Raw genomic sequence first — 16,122 nt, 5'->3', positions numbered from 1 at the left:
CCCATTACCCGCCCATCACCAGCGATACCGCAACGTCGCCATCACCGTGCGTTCCGCGCCCCAGTAGCAACTGACGGCTGTGCCCAGGCAGTTGGCGACGTAGCGTTTGTCGAACAGGTTGGAGACGTTCAGCGCGACTTGCGCGCCGGCAAGCGACGGGCTGGCGCGGCCCAGATCGTAGCGGATGGTGGCATCCACCAGCGTGACGGCGGGGATGGCGTAGCGGTTGTTCAAGTCGCCGTAGAAGCCCCCGCGATACGTGACGCCTGCGCCCACCCCCACGCCTTGCAGCGGGCCGTCGCGCAGGGTGTAGTCGGCCCACAGCGCGGCCTGATGACGCGGCACGAAGATCATCTGATTGCCGCGTTGGGCGGCGACATTGGTTTTCGTGACTTCGCTGTCACTCAGCGCGTACGACATCGTCAGGTCCAGGCCATTGTCAAAGCTGGCCTTGCCTTCAAGTTCGATGCCCTGCACCTGCGCTTCGCCCGTCTGCACGACAAAGCTGGTGTTCACCGGGTCCGGCGTGCTGACGTTTTTCTGCGTGATCTGGAAGGCCGACAGCGTGACGAAGCTGGCGTAGCCGTCGGGCTGGTACTTCACGCCGGCTTCGTATTGTTCGCCGGTGGTGGGTTTGAGCGGCGAGCCGTCGCGCGTGATGCCCGTCATCGGCTGGAACGACGTGGAGTAGCTGAAGTAAGGCGCGATGCCGTTGTCGAAGCGGTAGGTCACACCCGCGCGGCCGGTGAAGCGGTCGGCATCGGCAGTGCGCGATGTCCACGCCCATTGGCCGCCGCTGCCCGCGACGCCGTTGTTGGTGGTGCCTTCGGTCCAGTCGTAGCGGCCGGCGAAGGTGAAGCGCAGACGGTCAAGTTCGATCTGGTCTTGCGCGTACAGGCCCAGCTGGCTGCGCGTCATGTTGATCTTGTTGGCCGTGGCGGGGCGCGTCACGGGCGTGCCGTAGTCCGGGTCGAACACGTTGAACAGCGGCGAGGCCGGCGGCAGCATCAGGCCCAGGCTGCTCTCGTTGTAGCGGGATTTTTCGCGCAGGTAGTCCAGGCCGAAGGTGACGTCATGGCGCGTGGGGCCGGCGTTGAATTTGGCGTTCAACTGGTTGTCGATCTGGAAGGTGTGCGACGTTTCCGGAAAGGCCCAGGCGTAGCGGACGGCTTGAGTGTCCGACAGCATTGCGCCGATCTGCACGCGGCGCGTGTTGGTATCGACATTGGTGTAGCGGGCGCTTTGGCGCAGGCTCCACGTGTCGTTCATACGGTGGTCCAACGTGTAGCCGACCATCGCTTGTTCGTTGGTGAAGATGTCGTAGCCCGGCTCGCCCACGAAGCGGTCGCGCGGGATGTAGCCCGCGGTGGCGCTCTTTTCCAGCGTGCCGATGACGGGCAGCACGGGCGCGCCGCCGCCGCCGTGGCTGGTGATCTTCTGATACTGCGCGCTGAGGTTCAAGCTGGTGTCAGACGACGGGCGCCACGTGAAGCTGGGGGCGATGAATTGGCGTTCGTCGTCCACGTGCTGGTACTGCGTGTCGCTGTCGCGCAGCGTGCCGGTCAGGCGGTACAGGAATTTGCCTTCTTCGTCGGCCGGGCCAGAAAAGTCGAACGCGCCTTGATAGCGGTTGAAGCTGCCGGCTTGCAACACCACTTCATTGAAGGGTTCGGCCGTGGGACGTTTGCTGGTCATGTTGACCAGACCGCCGGGCGCGCTTTGTCCATACAGTCCCGACGACGGGCCTTTCAGGATTTCGATGCGCTCAAGGCCATAGGTGTCGATGCGCGGTTGCGAATAGCCGCGCGCGCCAAACGGCAGCAGCAGCCCATCCAGATACCGCGATGGTGTGAAACCGCGCACGGTCAGCCAGTCATAGCGCACGTCGTTGTCGCCGTATTGAGCGAACACGCCGGGGGTGTAGCGGACGGCCTGGGCGACGGAGGTCACGCCGCGCTCGTCCATTTCATTGCGGGTGATGACGTTGATGGTTTGCGGGGTGTCGATCAGCGCCGCGTCCGATTTGGTGCCCGAGCGGCTGCGCGTCGCAACGTAGTCGGCGCCGGACGTGGGCGAGGCGTCACGTGCGCCTTGCACCAGCACGGGGGCGAGCGTGGTCACGCCAGTGGCCGCCCCTGGGGCAGCTTGGCCGGTTTGAGTGGTCTGGGCGGCGGCGGGGACCGACGCGGCAAGGGCAGCCAGCAGCGCCAACGGCAGCGGCTTGACGGAAAAGGACACGGTATTTCCCCTGGGGCAATTTATAATTAACAAGAATCATTCCTGTGCGTCGGCATGATTCCAGAAGTCTTGCCGCCTGTCTGACGTTTTTTCGGCGCCGATTAACGGTTTTGCTGCCCCCCCGTTTTTCTGCGCGGTCTGGGTTGTCTTCGGGGCCGTGTTCTTCAGTGCCTTGGCCTTCAGTTCTTGGCTTTCGCGTTTCGCTTTCTCTTTGTGGTTTCGCCTTTCTCCCGCCCGCCTCTCCTATGTCCGCCCGCGCCACCGCGCCCTTGTCCCTTCCGTCTCTGCCTGACCCCAACACCACGCGCGCAAAGCCGCATGAATGGTGGCGGGGTACCTTGCCGACGGTGCCTGCCACCGACGAATGGGAAGCCATCATCGAATGCGTGTTGCGCGTCGACGACGGCGTGAGCCTGGTGGTGCTGGACGGCAGCCCCAAGCGTTCCTTGACGATTCCCGCACCGGGGGCGCCCGTCTTTGGCATGCAGGTCTGGCAGGAAGGCGAAGCCACGTTGGCGCTCGAAGGCGGTGAACCCTTGCGAGTGGCCGCAGGCGCGGCGCTGTTGTTCAACCATGAACGGCCGGTGGGCTGGGCCACGCATTTGCCCGCGAATCAGCGGGTGCGGATGGTGGATATCCGCTACACGCCCGAGGCGTTGGCGCGTGCGGGCGACACCGGGCCCGTGACGCTATTGCGGCAGCGGTTCCGGCAGGACGTCAGCGTGCCGGCGCACGGCTCGTTGGTCGCCGCGCTGGACGCGCCCGCCAGCCTGTTGGCGCTGGCCAGCAGCCTGACTCGCGATCCGCCACCCGCCGCCGAGGCGCGGCGGCTTTGGTATCGCGCCAAATCATTGGAGATGCTGTCGGGGTTTGTGCAATTGCTGTCGCTGCCGGATGCGCTGAACGGGCCAGCGGCCGACGAGCTTTCGCGGGTGCATCAGGCCTGCGCGCTGCTGCGCGAACGCTATGCCGAGCATTGGCCGCCCGGGCTGTTGGCGAAAACGGTTGGGCTGTCGGAGAAGCGCTTGCAGCAGTTGATGCGCGACAGCATGGGCCGGTCGGTGCATGCGTACCTGAGCGATATGCGGCTTGAACGCGCGTCGGACTTGCTTGCCGCCGGCATGAGCGTGACGCAGGCTGCGGGCGACGTCGGGATTTCCAGCCTGAGCCACTTCAGCAAAATCTTCAAAGCGCGGTATGGCGTGTCGCCACGGTCTTGGTAAGGTCGGCCCTGCGTGGCATGCTTGCCGCAGGCATTTGCCAGGAGCCGCAGCATGACGCAGAACATCTACGACACCCCCGAATTCTTCGAAGGCTATAGCCAGATGGCGCGGTCGGTGCACGGCCTGGCCGGCGCGCCCGAGTGGCCGGCGTTGCGTGCCTTGATGCCCGACGTGCGCGGCCGTCGCGTCATCGACCTGGGTTGCGGCTTCGGCTGGTTTTGCCGGTGGGCCGATGAGCAGGGCGCAGCCGAGGTGCGGGGCCTGGATGTGTCGCAGAACATGCTGGACCGGGCGCGGGTCACCACGCAGTCGCCCCGCATTCACTACGAGCGCGCTGATCTTGAGCACCTGCAATTGCCGGTGAGCGGGTATGACCTGGCCTATAGCTCGCTGACGCTGCACTACATCGAGCATCTGGCCGACCTGTTCGCCACCGTTCACCGTGCGTTGACGCCGGCCGGACACTTCGTGTTTTCGGCCGAGCATCCTATCTACACCGCGCCGGCGCAACCGGGGTTTGTGCAGGACGCGTCGGGCAGGCGTATCTGGCCGCTGAACCAATACGCATTGCAAGGACCGCGCACCACAGATTGGCTGGCCAAGGGCGTGGTCAAGCAGCATCGCACGTTGGGCGCCTACCTGAACCTGCTGATCCAGACGGGCTTTACGATCCGGCATGTAGAAGAGTGGGCGCCAACGCCTGAGCAACTGGCGGCGCAGCCCGCGCTGGCCGAAGAGCAGGACAGGCCGATGATGGTGCTGGTATCTGCGAGCCGGTCCTAGGCGGACTAGGGCGGCCTGGGGCGGGTAGGGCGTATAAGGGCGTATAGGGCGTATAGGGCGTATAGGGCGTATAGGGCGTATAGGGGGCGGACGTGTTGCCGCCCTGCATCATGAAATATCTGGTTTCACAAAACCGGCTTGCGCTGTCTATCTAGTAGTAGGTAAGATTCATCTATCGACGCAGCGAACCCAACAACCCGCCGCCGCCGAAACCAGAAATACAGTAGGACCGCTTTTTTATTTCCCTCGTTATCTATCTATAAGTAGATAGCTCAACGAAACCGAAGCTTAAACCTAAATCGAAATTTTTATCGAATCCCTGATCTGGAGATCAACCATGAAGACCCTCGTATCCGCCCTGATTCTGTCCGCTTCCTTCATCGGCGCCGCCCAAGCTGGCGAGTTGGACTACCCGCCCGCCCTGAACACCGCAAGCACCGTCACCCGCGCCCAAGTGCAGCAAGAATTGGCCGCCGCGCGCGCCAATGGTGAACTGGTCTCTGGCGAAGAAGGCTACGCCGCCACCGCGTTCGCTTCGACCGGCGCTGACAAGACCCGCGCCCAAGTGAAGCAAGAACTGGCTGCCGCCCGTGCCCAAGGCCTGACGGAAAGCGGTGAACTGGACTACCCGCCCGTTCAAGGCTGAGCATTTTTACACGGCTATCTATCTAGTGATAGATAGTGCAAAAAGTCGAATCCGCAGTATTCAAACCCTGTTGCCGTACTGATCCTTACTGGAGATCAACCATGAAGACCCTCGTAACCGCCCTGATTTTGTCCGCCTCGTTCATCGGCGCTGCTCAAGCTGGCGAGTTGGACTACCCGCCCGCCCTCAACACCCAAAGCACGGTCACCCGCGCCCAAGTGCAGCAAGAATTGGCCGCCGCCCGCGCCAACGGTGAACTGGTCTCGGGCGAAGAAGGCTACGCCGCCACCGCGTTCGCTTCGACCGGTGCTGACAAGACCCGCGCCCAAGTGACGCAAGAACTGGCCGCCGCCCGCGCACAAGGCCTGACCGAAAGCGGCGAGCTGGATTACCCGCCCGTCCAAGGCTAAGCAGGATGCCGGCACATGCGGACCCCGGGGGGCGGGATGTTTCCCGGCCGGGGTTCGCACGGGCTTTGGACCACAGACTAGGGCGGCTCCCGATGCCGGACCAACCTATTAGTAGGTAATATTCAGCCATGGACACTCCGACCCCCAACACCACCCGAGACCTGCTGCTGGCGCACGCCGAGAAGCTCATCCGCACGCGCGGGTGCAATGGTTTCAGCTACCGCGACCTGGCGGAGCATGTGGGCGTAAAGACGTCCAGCATTCACTACTACTTCCCGGGCAAGGACGATCTGCTTTACGAAGCGGTCGAGGCCTATAGCGCCCGCGCGCTGGGTAACGTGCGCGCCATCGACACCACGCAACCCGCGCAAGCGCAGCTGGAGCAATACCTGTCGATGATGGAATCGCGTGCTTGCGGCGCTGGCGAACTCTGTTTGGGCGGCATGTTGGCCGCAGACATCATGACGTTGTCAGATCGCGTGCGTGGCGCATTGCAGGGCTTTTTCCGTGCGCACGAAGCGTGGCTGGCCCGCGTACTGGCCGAAGGCGCCGCGCAGGGCACGTTGAAATTCAATGGCACCGCCGAGGCCGCCGGCCGCGCGGTGTTCGCCACGGTGCAAGGCTGCCTGCTGGTGGCACGCCTGTTCCAGCAGCCGCCCGCGCTGTGCGAGGCGATCAGCGCCTTGTATGTGGTTTGCGACAAGGCGGGCAAACCTGCGGCGGATGCATAACGCTGGCCCTTGTGCTCTTGCCGCCCTGACATTGTCGCTACAAAAGAAATGGCCGCCTTGCGCAAGCAGGCGGCCATTGTCGTTGGGGGATCAGGCTTGCAGTGCTCGCGCCATGTCGACGCTGGTACGTTCTTGCATGCCCAGATCGCGCATGCGTTGAAGATACGCGGTTTGCGCGTCGGCGAATCCCGCGACGGGGCTCATGCAATCGGTCAGCAGCACAATGCGCGACAGGTTGCCGCCGGGCAGGTGTTCGGCCAGATGTTCCACGGTGGCGCGCACGCAATGGCTGCCGGCTTCGCCGCCGATGATGATCAGGTCCGAGCGGTCCAGCGAGCCCAACAGGCTGCGGTTCAATTGGCTGCGAGGGTCATCGGGGTCTGGCACTTCGGCCATCAGCGCGCTGTAGTGTTCGGTCCATGGGTTCGTACCCTTTGGCACCTTGCGCACGATGAACTGGTCGGCATCTTCCCAGCGGCTGTACGCCGCGCGCACGTCTGCATGCACGTTGTGGCCCCATGTGCCAATTTCGCAATGCACGGGCCACACCATCAAGGTGTAACGCCCGCGCGCTTCCAGCTCGTCCAGATAGGTCAACGTGCGTGGCAGGTCGTCGATGTGGCGCGGATGGAAACGGCCCGCGCGTAAGTCTGCCGCCGTGATCGGCGTGAAGGGCAAGACCGGCTGGCCGTCGCCCGTGCGCCAGAACGTGGGGTGCGCCACATCCAGCCGGTGGTGCGAATCCAACGTCAAGGTGATGGAAGTCAGCGCGTGCGCGGTGGCGTCGATGAAGCGCGCCAGCCGTTGCATGTCGGCATGCGCGCCCGCCACCGGCAGCGCCGGCTGCATGGAGTGGCCGGTCAAGGGATCGGTGGGCAGGTAAGCCTGGGGCAGGTCGCAGAAATCGTTCTGCGGATCGACGATCAGTAAGTGGACGGAACGCGGCATGGCGGAATTCGAAGGGACTATGCGGAATATAGACCGGGATGCCGGTAGTTCACTAGAACAGCACCAGATGTTCGGCGCAGTCGGGCAGTTGGCGTAGCAGCGCGCGCCATTGGCGCCACAGATGCGCCAGGACGCCGGCGGCGAGGGCTGCGATCAGAATCCACATGGCTTGCTCCAGATAAAATATTCGCACGACCGTGCGAAATTAGCGTCAAGAAACGCCGGCATCAGCCGGCGCGGGTCAGTTATTCAAGGTAGGTGAAGCTGCGGTACGTGGAGATCAACCGGTCATACGCTGCCCGAACACGGGCGGGGGCGTTGGGGTCCCGCAAGAAGCGAGCGTCGTGCATCAAACCGATCATCAGGCTGTAGACCTCGAACACCAGTTGCTCAGGGTCGGTATCTGGCCGCAGATGGCCGGCTTCCAACGCCTGGTTGACGGTGCGCACCATGGACGCGCGCCAACGCCGCAAGTTGCTTTCCAGCACGGCGCGCAAGGGGGATTCCACATCGTCGTATTCAAACGCCCCGGCCACGTAGATGCAGCCCGTCAGCAGTTCGACGTTGCTGGCGCGGTCTACCCACAGCGACACCAGCGCGTTCAGCCGGGGCAGGCCCCGCGGATACGCCATGGCAGGTGTAAAGACGGCAGCGACGAAGCGGCGGTCGTACTCATCCAGCACGGCCTGCTGCAACGCTTCGAGCGAACCCACACGCGAGAACACGCCGCTTTTGCTGATGCCCAGATGCTTGGCGACCTGGCCGAGCGACAGGCTTTCCATGCCTTGCGCCGCAGCCATGTCCACGGCCGCGTCCACAATGGCCGCAAAGGTCAGTTCGCTTTTCTCGGTTTTGGCAGTCATGCGGGCAAATTTAGCACGGTCGTGCGAAAAGTGCGGGGGTTGTTTCAATTTTCCGGGAGAGGGGTACATCCAAAAAAAAACCGGACAGCCAAGCTGTCCGGTTCGGGGTTTGACGCGGTGTGGCCGTTTAGCCTTGCGCGGCCTTGAACTCCAGACGGTACTTGTGCAACAGCGGCTCGGTGTAGCCGTTGGGCTGCGTCAGGCCTTCAAAGACCAGCGCGCACGCCGCCTTGAATGCCAAAGACGTATCGAAGTTGCCGGCCATGGGCTGGTAGAGCGCATCGCCCGCATTTTGGCCATCCACCACCTTGGCCATGCGCTTGAAGGTTTCCATCACCTGATCTTTATTGGTGACGCAATGGCGCAGCCAGTTGGCGATGTGCTGGCTGGAAATGCGCAGCGTGGCGCGGTCTTCCATCAGGCCCACGTTGTGGATGTCGGGCACCTTGGAGCAACCCACGCCCTGGTCGACCCAGCGCACTACGTAACCCAGGATGCCTTGGACGTTGTTGTCCAGTTCTTGCTGGATGTCGGCGGCGGACCACTTGGACGGGTCGCCGACCGGCACGGTCAACAGGCCGCCGAGCAGGTCGTCGCGCACGCTGTCCAGCTTGGTGCGTTCCAGTTCCTTTTGAACCGATTGCACATCGACCTGGTGATAGTGCAGCGCGTGCAGCGTGGCGGCGGTGGGCGACGGCACCCACGCGGTGTTGGCGCCGGCCTTGGGGTGCGCGATTTTCTGTTCCAGCATGGCGGCCATCAGGTCGGGCATGGCCCACATGCCCTTGCCGATCTGAGCGCGGCCGCGCAAGCCCGTGTCCAGGCCGACCAGCACGTTGTTGCGTTCGTAGGCGGTGATCCAGGCGGTGGACTTCATGTCGCCCTTGCGCAGCATCGGGCCGGCTTCCATGCTCGAGTGCATTTCGTCGCCGGTGCGGTCCAAAAAGCCCGTGTTGATGAAGGCCACGCGCGAGGCGGCCGCGCCAATGCACGCTTTCAGGTTGATGCTGGTGCGGCGTTCTTCATCCATGATGCCCATTTTCAGGGTGTTGCGCGGCACCTTGATCAGGTCTTCAACGCGATCGAAAAGTTCGCTGGCGAAGGCGGCTTCAACGGGGCCGTGCATCTTGGGCTTCACGATGTACACCGAGCCGGTGCGCGAGTTCAGCTTGTTCTTGCGGTCTTGCAGCGCAGCCAGGCTGGTGACGACGGCATCCAGGATGCCTTCGGGAATTTCCAGGCCGTCGCGGTCCAGGATGGCCGGGTTGGTCATCAGGTGGCCCACGTTGCGCACGAACATCAGCGAGCGGCCATGCAGCTTCAGCGAGCTGCCGTCCGGGCGCGTGTAGACGCGGTCGGCGTTGAGCTTGCGGGTGAAGGTTTTGCCGCCCTTGGTGACGGCTTCGGTCAGGTCGCCCTTCATCAGGCCGAGCCAGTTGCGGTAGATGTGGACCTTGTCGTCGGCATCCACGGCGGCAACCGAATCTTCGCAGTCCATGATGGTGGTGAGCGCGGCTTCAACCAGCACGTCTTTCACGCCAGCGGCGTCGGTGCTGCCGATGGTGTGGGTGCGGTCGATCTGGATTTCGAAGTGCAGGCCGTTGTTCTTCAGCAAGATGGCCGTGGGGGCGGACGCGTCGCCCTGGTAGCCGGCAAACTGCGAGCCGAACTTCAGGCCGGTGACGCCGTTGGCCAGCGCCACGCGCAGTTGATCGCCTTCAATCGTGTAGCCGCGTGCGTCGGCGTGCGAGCCATTGGCAAGCGGGGCGGCCGTGTCCAGGAAGCTGCGGGCGCGCGCGATGACGGCGGCGCCGCGTTCGGGGTTGTAGCCCTTGCCCGTGTCGCCCGGCGTGGCGGGAATGGCGTCGGTGCCGTAGAGCGCGTCGTACAGGCTGCCCCAGCGCGCGTTGGCGGCGTTCAGGGCGTAGCGCGAGTTCGACATCGGCACGACCAATTGCGGGCCGGCTTGCTGCGAGATTTCGGTGTCGACGTTGTCAGTGGTGGCTTGCACGCTGGCCGGCTGCGGCAGCAGGTAGCCGATGCTTTCCAGGAACTTGCGGTACGTAGCCGGATCGGCGATGGGGCCGGGGTTGGCGCGGTGCCAGCCGTCGAGTTCGGCCTGCAGGCGATCGCGATCAGCCAGCAGCGCGCGGTTCTTGGGCGCCAGGTCGTGTACCAGGGCCGCAAACCCTTGCCAGAAGCCGTCTGCATCCAGGCCGGTGCCGGGCAGGGCTTCCTGTTCGATGAATTGATTGAGATTGGCCGCCACTTGCAGGCCGTGGTGCTGGATGCGTTGAGTCATGCGGGTCTCTAGCGGTAAGAAGGGCTGGCCGGCGCCGGGGCACCGGGCGAATCTGTCCTGACATCATCGTTCGCACCTGCGCCAATGTCCATATCAAAACCCACTGGTCATACCAGTTTATTCAGCCCTGATCTGACAAGCCCGCATTTTTTATGGTTTTATATCAGCTACTTACGGGGGTAGGCGCTGCGCGGCCGAATTCGGCGCGCGCTTGGTCATACCACTGGTCCGGAGATTGCATGTACGCGGAAACAGAAGAAAAACCCCGCCAGGTGGCGGACGAAGTCGCCGAGCGAATCGAACGTTTGATCCTCGACGGGGTGCTCAAGGCCGGGCAGGCGCTGCCGTCGGAGCGGCGCTTGACGGAAAAGCTGGGCGTGTCGCGCACGGCGCTGCGCGAAGGGTTGAAGCTGCTGCGCGCGCGCGAAATTATTCATACGTCGCAGGGCAAGGGCTCGTTCGTGGCGCATATCTCGAAGGTGGATGCCGGCCCGCTGATGCACCTGTTCAATTCGCAGCCGCGCACGCTGTACGACTTGCTGGAGGTGCGTTCGCTGCTTGAGGCCGAGTCGGCACGGCTGGCGGCCATTCGCGGCACGGAAGCGGATTTCATCATGATCCGCCGCCGCTATGACGAGATGGTGGCGGCGCAAGGCACGGCCACCGATACGGCCACGCATGCGCATCTTGATCATGCGTTTCACCTGGCAATCTGCGAAGCCTCGCACAATCCGGTGCTGGTGCATACGCTGCAATCGCTGACGGATCTGCTGCTGGGGTCGGTGTTCGCGTGCGTCAACAACCTGTATCACCGCGAACCCGAAAAGCGGCAGATCGATCGCCAGCACACGCGTTTGTTCAATGCGGTGACGGGGCGGCAGGCAGAGCTCGCGCGCAAGGCCGCGGCGGACCACGTGGACAGCGTGCGCCAGAGCCTGTCCGACATCGAACAGGAAGAGCAACGTCTGGTGCGCGCGACGCTACGCCTGGAAGGCTGGACGTAGGCCCGCAAGATTTACGCGGTGCTACGTGGCCGTCCGGTTACGAAGGCTTGGCGGACGGCCTTAGCGCATTGGTTTAACGGTCAGCCGTGGCGCAGCCAGCCAACGCCAGCGGCTTGCCCGCGTAGACGCGGCCGAAACGGTTGTTCAGCAACGCGTCCAGATCAATGGCTTCCTGGCCGACGAAGCCCTGTTGCGGCAACACACCCTGCGCCACCAGATCCAGCGCGGCGCAGATGCCGGCGGCGGTCGACAGCTGGATGGCGCTTAAGCGGTGGCCATCCACGTCCGCGCCGAACACGCGGATCGGGTAGGACTCTTCTTCCAGGCGGCCGTGGCGATGACCCGATGCCGAGGCCTGGATGACAATCACGTCCTGCTCGGTGGTGGGAATGGCCGATTCGAAAATATCTTTCAGCAGATCACGGCGATCACGCAGGCGCAGGTCATTGAGCAGCAGCTTCATGATGTTGCAGTGGCCGGGGTAGCGCACCGATTTGTAGTCCACGTTGCGCGCGCGGCCAAGCAGCGTGGTGGGCAGCGTGCCCAAGCCGCCCGAGGTGTTGAAGGCCTCGTATTCGACGCCGTCCAGTGCAAAGGTCTCGTAGCCTTCCAGCGCCGGCACGCTGGTCAGTTGCCCGTCGACAATCGCTTCGCATGGGTTGCAGTATTCGTTGATCAGCCCCTCGGTGCTCCACGTCAGGTTGTAGCGCAGGCTGTTGGAAGGGTAGCGCGGCAGGGCGCCTACGCGCATGCGCAAGTCCAGCAAGGTGTCGAAGCGGCGGGCGAGCGCATTGCCGACGATTCCGATGAAACCCGGCGCCAGGCCGCACTGCGGCATCAGCACGCTGCGCACATCTTGCGCCAGCGCCTGGATGGCGTGGGTGCTGGCCACATCTTCCGTCAGATCGAAATAGTGCACGCCGGCTTTCGCGCACAAACCCGCCACGGCGGTGGCGCGATGGAACGGCAGGGCGTTGACCACGGCGTAGGCGCCTTCGATGCAACGCGCAACCGATTCGTCGTCACTGATCTGCCGCGTTTCGCAGCCCAGCTCAGCCAGCACGCCCAAGCGGGCGGGGTCCTGGTCGGCGACAAGCACGGCATAGTCGCCGCTGCGTTCCAGCATCAGGGCAATGGCGAAACCGATTTTTCCGGCGCCCAGCAAAACGATCGGACGAGGGGTGGTGGACATGGTGCTGCTCCTGCGATGAGGGGGGATGGGTTGGCCTCATCCTATGCGTGAGCGCTGTCGATTTGTAGATCTGAAAGTGTCGTAACGGTTTAAGTTAACGTCGTTATGACTTATATAGCTGTCGAAACGTCAAAAACAAAGCCCCTCGGCTTGTGGCCGAGGGGCTTTTGAAGGGGCTGTCACGGCCTTTCGGCCGGTGAATCAGCTGGCCTTGGGCGGGTAGTCCATGTTGCCGAAAGTGACCAGGCCTTCTGCCTTGGCTTGCGCCAGTTGCGATTCCACTTGGGCGCGGGTCAGCGACGTGGCGCTTTCAGCAGCGGCGACGGGCGGGTAGTCCAGGTTGCCGAACGTGACTTCGCCGGCGTTCTTGGCTTGAGCCAGTTCAGCTTGCACTTGTTGCGAGGTCAGGCTGGACTTCTGGGCGATGGCGGCGGGGTAGCCTTCTTCGCCAAACGTGTATTGGCCCGAAACTTTGGCTTGTTGCAGTTCGGCTTGGACCTGGGCGCGCGACGGGCCTTGGTCGGCTTCGGCGGCTTGAGCGCCGGCAGCCAGAACGGACATGGACAACATCAATGCGGTTGCAAGGGTTTTCATAGCAGACCTCCGGTGTCTTGTGAGCTTGGGATCCGAACCGTCTGGCGTCATTGCCGGGGGTTCGCTTGCTGTGGTCCCGATGAGATGCATTCTGTGCTCAAACAACCTCGGGATAAACCCTTATTCCCTGAAAACATCTTTCCAAAATCCGTACTAATCGATTTGAATTCTTCCGGTTGGCACCATGGGTGGCGATATTTCCATCTGATGACGCAATAGATGGTGGTCGGGCCGGCGCCGCACGCCCGGCGCAAAAACACAACGCCCCGGGACGGGCCCGGGGCGATTGCGATGCGGCGAGGGGAATTCGGGAAGATCAGCGGTTCAGCTCAACCAGCGCGGCGTTGTATTCCGACTGCGCTTCCTCGAGCTTGCGCTGGGCCTTGTCGATTTTGTCTTGCTTGCCCTTGGCGCGCGCTTCCTTCAGCTCTTGTTCGCGTTCAGACACCTTGGTCTGCTTCTCGCGGACATCGGCTTCGCGCTGCGATTGCAGGCGGCTGTCGGTGCAGTGGGCCTTGGCTTCGGCCAGGGCTTTGCGCAAGCCGGCTTCGCGGCGGGTGTTGTTCTGCGCCTTGGCTGCGGCGATGTCGTTTTCGATTTCGCAGAACTTGGCGGCGCAACCGCGCTGGGCTGAGCAGTCGGTGGCGGCCTGAGCGGGCGCGATGCCGAACAGCGCGCATACGGCGGCGGTGGCCGCGAGGGATTTGATCAACGAGGGCATGCGGTGTCTCCGTAAGGCGTGGCGGAACGCCATGATCGCCTGAACCTGCCATGGCTGCAATGCGCAGGATCAATCAGCAACGGCCTGCTGGTTCGACCGGCAACGGTTCAACAGTGAATGGTCCGCAGGACTACCGCGGACGATCCACAGGTCACCGGATCAGCGTACCCGCCAGCGCGGCGGCCACCAGCAGCGCGCCCAGCCACAGGTTGGCGCGGAACAGCATGAAATTGCGGTCGGGACGCTGGATGTCGAACACCTTCAACTGCCACGCCAGATGCAGCGCCACGGCGGCGATGCCGACCTGATACGCCCACGACAAGCCCATGGCGTAACCGCCCCAGGACCACAGCACGACGGTGGCCAGATAGAAGCCGCCGATCCACAGCTTGCCTTGGTCGCCAAAGCGCATGGCGGTGGAATGCAGGCCCAGGCTGCGGTCGTCGCGCACGTCCACATACGCGTAGATGCTGTCGTAGCCCACCTGCCAGAGCACGGCGCCTGCCCACATGGCAATGGCGGCCAACGGCACGTGATTCTGCGTGTCGGACCAGGCCATGAGCATGCCCCAGTTAAAGCAGATGCCCAGCACCACTTGCGGCCAGTACGTGACGCGCTTGCACAGCGGATAGATGAACACAAACGGCAGCACGGCCACCGCGAGCCAGCGGCTCATGTCGTTCAGGAAGAACAGCAGCGATCCGCAGACAAGCAACTGGCCCAGCAGGAACCAGACGGCGTTCTTCATCGACAACTGGCCGCTGGTCAGCGGACGGAAACGCGTGCGCTCGACGTGCTTGTCGAAGTTGCGGTCGCACATGTCGTTGACGGTGCAGCCGATGCCGCGCATCAACAGCGCGCCCAGCGAGAAGACGATCAGGCGTTGCAAGTCGGGCAGGCCGCCTGCCGTCTGGACCAGCGCGGCGATGGCCGGCAGCAGTGTCAGCCAAGTGCCGATGGGGCGGTCCAGGCGGCACAGGCGGGCGTAGGGCCGCCACGACTTCGGGAGCCAGCGTTCGACCCAGTCGGTGAAGACGATGTCGCTTAGGTCGACGGGAGGTTGTTGCGAGGCGCTCACTGTCACGGTCAGAAAATGGTCGGGAAAGCCGACAGCATAAAACAACGGCCGGGCATTGCGCCCGGCCGTGGAAGGTCAATCGCCGTTCAGGGCGCGGTTTTCAGGCCGCATTGCCCTGCTGGCCACGGCTTGCTTAGGCCGTGTATTCCTTGAGCAGCTTGCCCAGGATGGCAATGCCGGTGCGGATCTTGTCTTCCGGCACGGTGGCAAAGCTCAGGCGCAGCGTGTTCGCGCGGCCCGCGCCGCTGTAGAACGGCGCGCCCGGCACGAAGGCCACGTTCTGGGCAATGGCCTTTTCCAGCAGCTTGGTGCTGTCGATGTGCTCGGGCAGAGTCAGCCAGATGAACATGCCGCCTTCCGGCTTGGTCCAGGTGACGGTGGATGGGAATTCCTGCTTGATCGCTTCCAGCATGCAGCTGCCTTGAGCACGATAGATTTCGCGCACGTTGGGCAGGTGCTCTTCCAGGAAGCCGTCTTTGACGATTTCGTAGACGGCCATTTGCGTCAGCGTGGGCGTGTGCAGGTCGGTGGCTTGCTTGGCTTGCACCAGCTTGTTGATCAGCGCGCGGCCGCCAGCGATGTAGCCCAGGCGCAGGCCGGGGGCCAGCACCTTCGAGAACGTGCCCAGGCGCACGACGTTGGCGCCGTATTCGGCGGCCAGCGCGATCAGGCCCGGCTGCGGCTCGCCTGCGTAGCGCAGTTCGCCGTAGGGATCGTCTTCGATGATGGTCAGGTTGAGTTCGGCGGCGCGCTTAACCAGCGCGATGCGGCGTTCCAGGTTCAGCGTGCGGCCGGTGGGGTTCTGGAAGTTGGGCAGCGCGTACAGGAAGCGTGCGCCGTCGGCCAGTTCAGGCGTGATGGCTTCAGGAATCAAGCCGCCTTCGTCGGTGGGCACCGGCACGAACTTCGGCTGGTACAGGCTGAACGATTGCAGCGCGCCCAGGTAGCTCGGGTCTTCGACCAGCACCTTGCTGTCTTTGTCGATCAGCACCTTGCCCAACAGGTCCAGCGCTTGCTGCGAACCCGAGACGATCAGGATTTGATCGGGGGCGACGTTGGCGCCTGCGCGGTTCAGATCGTCGGCAACCCATTGGCGCAGCGGCGCATAGCCTTCGGTCGGGCCGTATTGCAGGGCCGCGCGGCCGTTGGTGGCCAATACCTTGTCGAATGCAGCACGTACCACTTCTACCGGGAAGCCGCCGGGCGCCGGCAGGCCGCCAGCGAACGAAATGACTTCGGGGCGCTCGGTGACCTTGAGGATCTCGCGGATGGCGGAGCTGGTAAGTTGCTGAGCGCGTTCCGAAAAGGAAAACGCAGGTTCGAGAGGCTTGTCCATGGATTGCTTCTTGAAGAAGAAGGGTAAAAGGAAGAGGCGGTAGGGGGGACTGC

At 63.5% G+C, this 16,122-nt stretch carries 15 protein-coding genes; 6 read left to right on the top strand and 9 right to left on the bottom strand.

From position 1 onward, the window contains the following. Positions 1–15: 15 nt before the first annotated feature. Positions 16–2,238: a TonB-dependent siderophore receptor gene (locus HV765_RS16555; RefSeq protein WP_175170389.1), complete on the bottom strand. Its 2,223-nt coding sequence runs from the start codon at positions 2,236–2,238 to the stop codon at positions 16–18. 245 nt (positions 2,239–2,483) lie between these two features. Between HV765_RS16555 and HV765_RS16550 the strand changes: the two genes are divergently transcribed. From HV765_RS16550 to HV765_RS16530, 5 genes are all read left to right on the top strand, one after another. Next, on the top strand, positions 2,484–3,461 hold the full coding sequence (locus HV765_RS16550) for a helix-turn-helix domain-containing protein (RefSeq protein ID WP_175170388.1): 978 nt from the start codon (positions 2,484–2,486) through the stop codon (positions 3,459–3,461). 51 nt (positions 3,462–3,512) lie between these two features. Continuing rightward, the gene (locus HV765_RS16545; protein ID WP_175170387.1) at positions 3,513–4,244 is read left to right on the top strand and encodes a class I SAM-dependent methyltransferase; all 732 of its coding nucleotides are present in this window, start codon (positions 3,513–3,515) and stop codon (positions 4,242–4,244) included. Between the two features lie 337 nt (positions 4,245–4,581). Continuing rightward, on the top strand, positions 4,582–4,890 hold the full coding sequence (locus tag HV765_RS16540) for a DUF4148 domain-containing protein (RefSeq protein WP_054420818.1): 309 nt from the start codon (positions 4,582–4,584) through the stop codon (positions 4,888–4,890). A 101-nt stretch (positions 4,891–4,991) separates the two neighbouring features. Further along, on the top strand, positions 4,992–5,300 hold the full coding sequence (locus tag HV765_RS16535; protein WP_175170386.1) for a DUF4148 domain-containing protein: 309 nt from the start codon (positions 4,992–4,994) through the stop codon (positions 5,298–5,300). 128 nt (positions 5,301–5,428) lie between these two features. Next, on the top strand, positions 5,429–6,031 hold the full coding sequence (locus HV765_RS16530; RefSeq protein ID WP_054420816.1) for a TetR/AcrR family transcriptional regulator: 603 nt from the start codon (positions 5,429–5,431) through the stop codon (positions 6,029–6,031). Between the two features lie 90 nt (positions 6,032–6,121). Here HV765_RS16530 and HV765_RS16525 read toward each other — a convergent pair whose 3' ends face one another. The 3 genes from HV765_RS16525 to HV765_RS16515 all read right to left on the bottom strand — a co-directional run bounded on the left by HV765_RS16525 (position 6,122) and on the right by HV765_RS16515 (position 10,144). Then, positions 6,122–6,979, bottom strand: coding sequence for a cysteine hydrolase family protein (locus tag HV765_RS16525; protein WP_175170385.1), 858 nt, complete (start codon positions 6,977–6,979; stop codon positions 6,122–6,124). Positions 6,980–7,224: 245 nt separating this feature from the next. Beyond that, entirely contained in the window at positions 7,225–7,842 is a 618-nt protein-coding gene (locus HV765_RS16520) for a TetR/AcrR family transcriptional regulator (RefSeq protein ID WP_054421360.1), read from the bottom strand. A gap of 127 nt (positions 7,843–7,969) precedes the next feature. Continuing rightward, a complete protein-coding gene (locus HV765_RS16515; RefSeq protein WP_175170384.1) occupies positions 7,970–10,144 on the bottom strand; it encodes a malate synthase G in 2,175 nt (724 codons plus the stop codon). A 239-nt stretch (positions 10,145–10,383) separates the two neighbouring features. On the opposite strand from HV765_RS16515, the gene glcC reads away from it, so the two are divergent. Beyond that, positions 10,384–11,148, top strand: a complete 765-nt coding sequence (gene glcC / locus HV765_RS16510) for a transcriptional regulator GlcC (RefSeq protein ID WP_054420813.1) — start codon at positions 10,384–10,386, stop codon at positions 11,146–11,148. 73 nt (positions 11,149–11,221) lie between these two features. Here glcC and HV765_RS16505 read toward each other — a convergent pair whose 3' ends face one another. The 5 genes from HV765_RS16505 to HV765_RS16485 form a co-directional block, all read right to left on the bottom strand. Then, positions 11,222–12,340, bottom strand: coding sequence for a saccharopine dehydrogenase family protein (locus HV765_RS16505; RefSeq protein ID WP_175170383.1), 1,119 nt, complete (start codon positions 12,338–12,340; stop codon positions 11,222–11,224). A gap of 201 nt (positions 12,341–12,541) precedes the next feature. Beyond that, positions 12,542–12,934 (bottom strand): DUF4148 domain-containing protein, encoded by a 393-nt coding sequence (locus HV765_RS16500; RefSeq protein WP_175170382.1) that lies wholly within the window; start codon positions 12,932–12,934, stop codon positions 12,542–12,544. A 316-nt stretch (positions 12,935–13,250) separates the two neighbouring features. Next, on the bottom strand, positions 13,251–13,655 hold the full coding sequence (locus HV765_RS16495; RefSeq protein ID WP_175170381.1) for a DUF1090 domain-containing protein: 405 nt from the start codon (positions 13,653–13,655) through the stop codon (positions 13,251–13,253). Between the two features lie 151 nt (positions 13,656–13,806). Further along, positions 13,807–14,733: a 4-hydroxybenzoate octaprenyltransferase gene (gene ubiA, locus HV765_RS16490; RefSeq protein WP_054421359.1), complete on the bottom strand. Its 927-nt coding sequence runs from the start codon at positions 14,731–14,733 to the stop codon at positions 13,807–13,809. 133 nt (positions 14,734–14,866) lie between these two features. Then, the gene (locus tag HV765_RS16485) at positions 14,867–16,069 is read right to left on the bottom strand and encodes an aminotransferase-like domain-containing protein (RefSeq protein WP_054420809.1); all 1,203 of its coding nucleotides are present in this window, start codon (positions 16,067–16,069) and stop codon (positions 14,867–14,869) included. Positions 16,070–16,122: the final 53 nt, after the last annotated feature.

Origin of the sequence: Achromobacter kerstersii, assembly GCF_902859595.1 — a bacterium.
GTDB lineage: Bacteria > Pseudomonadota > Gammaproteobacteria > Burkholderiales > Burkholderiaceae_B > Achromobacter > Achromobacter kerstersii.
This window is presented reverse-complemented; position numbering and strand designations above follow the sequence as displayed.

What these genes read in the sequence shown, in the direction of transcription:
- glcC (WP_054420813.1), top strand. Translation starts at nt 10,384, where the DNA reads ATGTACGCGGAAACAGAAGAAAAACCCCGCCAGGTGGCGGACGAAGTC.
- HV765_RS16540 (WP_054420818.1), top strand. Translation starts at nt 4,582, where the DNA reads ATGAAGACCCTCGTATCCGCCCTGATTCTGTCCGCTTCCTTCATCGGC.
- HV765_RS16525 (WP_175170385.1), bottom strand. Translation starts at nt 6,979, where the DNA reads ATGCCGCGTTCCGTCCACTTACTGATCGTCGATCCGCAGAACGATTTC.
- HV765_RS16550 (WP_175170388.1), top strand. Translation starts at nt 2,484, where the DNA reads ATGTCCGCCCGCGCCACCGCGCCCTTGTCCCTTCCGTCTCTGCCTGAC.
- HV765_RS16545 (WP_175170387.1), top strand. Translation starts at nt 3,513, where the DNA reads ATGACGCAGAACATCTACGACACCCCCGAATTCTTCGAAGGCTATAGC.
- HV765_RS16500 (WP_175170382.1), bottom strand. Translation starts at nt 12,934, where the DNA reads ATGAAAACCCTTGCAACCGCATTGATGTTGTCCATGTCCGTTCTGGCT.
- HV765_RS16495 (WP_175170381.1), bottom strand. Translation starts at nt 13,655, where the DNA reads ATGCCCTCGTTGATCAAATCCCTCGCGGCCACCGCCGCCGTATGCGCG.
- HV765_RS16505 (WP_175170383.1), bottom strand. Translation starts at nt 12,340, where the DNA reads ATGTCCACCACCCCTCGTCCGATCGTTTTGCTGGGCGCCGGAAAAATC.
- HV765_RS16485 (WP_054420809.1), bottom strand. Translation starts at nt 16,069, where the DNA reads ATGGACAAGCCTCTCGAACCTGCGTTTTCCTTTTCGGAACGCGCTCAG.
- HV765_RS16515 (WP_175170384.1), bottom strand. Translation starts at nt 10,144, where the DNA reads ATGACTCAACGCATCCAGCACCACGGCCTGCAAGTGGCGGCCAATCTC.
- HV765_RS16535 (WP_175170386.1), top strand. Translation starts at nt 4,992, where the DNA reads ATGAAGACCCTCGTAACCGCCCTGATTTTGTCCGCCTCGTTCATCGGC.
- HV765_RS16530 (WP_054420816.1), top strand. Translation starts at nt 5,429, where the DNA reads ATGGACACTCCGACCCCCAACACCACCCGAGACCTGCTGCTGGCGCAC.
- HV765_RS16520 (WP_054421360.1), bottom strand. Translation starts at nt 7,842, where the DNA reads ATGACTGCCAAAACCGAGAAAAGCGAACTGACCTTTGCGGCCATTGTG.